Origin of the sequence: Streptomyces sp. SID5910, from assembly GCF_009862125.1 — a bacterium.
In the GTDB taxonomy this organism is placed as follows: Bacteria; Actinomycetota; Actinomycetes; order Streptomycetales; family Streptomycetaceae; genus Streptomyces.
Genome location: NZ_WWHX01000096.1, coordinates 1 through 1,885, shown reverse-complemented (window position 1 = coordinate 1,885; position 1,885 = coordinate 1). Strand labels below are relative to the sequence as shown.

The window sequence follows — 1,885 nt, the reverse complement described above, 5'->3', positions numbered from 1 at the left end:
ATGCGGATCTGCGGCAGCGGGCGCGGCACCAGGCCCTGCTCGCGCAGGGCGGCCCGGCGGGTCTGCTTCAGGGCCCGGTCGAACAGCACCGCCGCCGACAGGGACATGCCCGCGAAGAAGTGCGGGGCGCCCGCGTGTCCGAGGCCCCGGGGCGCGTGCACCCAGTTGAACCAGGCCGCGGCGAACGCGAAGGCCCACACGAGTATGCGGGAGCCGAGCGCGGCGTCACCGTGGCTGGCCTCGCGCACCGCGAGCACGGAGCAGAACATCGCCGCGCCGTCGAGCCCGAACGGGACCAGGTACTGCCAGCCGCCGGTCAGACCGAGGTTCTGCTCGCCGAAGCCGACCAGCCCGTGGAAGGAGAGGGCCGCGGCGACCGCGGCGCAGCAGAAGAGCAGCACGTAGGAGAAGGTGCCGTAGAGGGCCTCCTTGCGCCGGCGGCGCTCCTCCATGCGCTCCCACGAGTCGTCCGCGCCCGCGTCCTTCCCCGAGGAGCGCTTTCCGCGCGCGAGCACCGCCACCGCCGCCAGCATGCCCAGGAGCAGTACGGCGCCGGGAAGCAGCCAGTTCAGCGATATGTCGGTCAATCTCATCTGGGGGTCCCTTGCCTTGGGATAGGGCGTAACGCCCGCCATGGTGGCCCAAACCCGGCAGCCCTCAGGGGGTTTCGGGGCAAGAGGCCGCCAAGGGAGTGAGGGGGGATGCCCGGGGACGGCGTTCTGCTCGAACTGCCGCTTGAGGGACGGGAGTTGAGTTCGAATAAGAATACCCGTACGGGTGGTTCCGCGGAAAGTTCCCGCGACGCGTGAGGGAGTTGTGAAACAGCCCGCGGGCGTCGCGCGGCCCCGGCGCGGATGATCTTAGCGGGCGGCGCCGGGCGGCCGTACCCGCGGGTGGCTCAACCGGCGGTGGCTCAACCGGCGGTGGCGAGCAGCTTGTTGACGCGATCCGTGTCGCAGGTGCGCGGGCAGGTGGCGCACGTGTCCTCGGGGCGCAGCGTGTAGAACATGCAGCAGCTCGCGCGGTCCCGGGTGTGCAGCGGCTCGCCGTCCGGACCGGTCAGCTCCCGGAACGCGGCCTTGCCGACGTACGGCTTGGTCGCCCCCGGCAGCAGCAGCTCCAGTTCCTGCCGGGCGCGCTCCTGCTCGCCGAACAGGTGGGCGACGTACCAGAGGCCCTCGACGACCTCGTCGGTCGCCATGCCCCACAGGGCCCGTCCGCGCCGGCGCATGCGCGGTCCGAAGCCGGCCAGCACCGGTTCCAGGTGCTCGGCGACCGCGGCCCGCACCTCGGCCCGCAGCGCCTCCTCGTCGGCGACCACCCGGGCGCCGGGCAGCGCGGCGGCCGGGTCGCCGGGCAGGCAGGCGAAGCCGGCGGGACGCGCGGCCATGCGGCCCAGCGGCAGGCCCTCGGCGGTGCGGTCGTAGGCGACGTGCGCGGCCGGGTAGCGGGGCACCCGGCGGTGCAGGAACCAGGGCACGGTGATCAGCAGGCAGGCCGGCCAGGCGTACCGGTGGAGACCGAAGCTCGCGATCACGTCCGGCCGGGCCCGCTGCCCGTAGTCCCGGACCACCTGGGCGTCGTCCCAGGCGAGGAAGGCCTCCAGCTCCGCACCGCCGGCCGCGAGCGCGGACGCGGCGACCCAGCCGCCGCCGCCGGGCAGCTCCTGTCCGGACTCCGGCACGGTGACGCCCAGTCCCGGCAGGACCTCGGACAGGCGCGCGTAGGAGTCCGCGACGGCCGGGTGGGAGACAGGCATGCGGGACCACCGATCCATAGCAGGGCGACGTGTTGCTTGAGGTAAGCCTTACCTTACCCACAATCCTCGATGGGGGAAGAGGCGGGTTGTGCGCTTATGGTGCTTGACGGACCGAACGGCGAACCG

2 protein-coding genes are annotated in these 1,885 nt (G+C 73.0%); both read right to left on the bottom strand.

Annotated features, from left to right (window positions below; genetic code table 11):
• Window positions 1–593 (bottom strand): DUF2637 domain-containing protein (locus GTW67_RS03650; protein ID WP_161163344.1); only part of this gene is annotated, 593 nt, incomplete at its 3' end.
• Window positions 594–913: 320 nt separating this feature from the next.
• Window positions 914–1,759, bottom strand: coding sequence for a (2Fe-2S)-binding protein (locus GTW67_RS03645; protein WP_161163343.1), 846 nt, complete (start codon window positions 1,757–1,759; stop codon window positions 914–916).
• Between the last annotated feature and the right edge of the window lie 126 nt (window positions 1,760–1,885).